At 63.0% G+C, this 238-nt stretch carries 1 pseudogene; it reads left to right on the forward strand.

What is annotated here, in order from left to right:
* Positions 1-238 (forward strand): annotated as a pseudogene (locus ACPYOI_RS36920) (PhnA-like protein); the annotation flags it as partial.

A 238-nucleotide genomic window follows, 5' to 3' on the forward strand; every position in this document is an offset into this window, starting at 1 on the left:
GCCCGTGCCGCCGACGCTCTGGCGAAGGCTCAGAATATCCCTGTCGACCAGGCGCGTGCGAAGATCGATGAATACGAGGCAAACTACAGGGCATCCATCGATCAGGCAAAGCAGCAGGCTTTGGAGGCGGCACAGGCCACGACGGACGTCGTTTCCAGCGGCGCTCTGCTCGGCTTCCTCGCACTCGTTCTCGGCGTGATTGCAGCTTGGTTCGGCGGTGTGGCTGGCACGAAGCCAG

Source organism: Rhizobium sp. SVR5-2C (assembly GCF_056755115.1).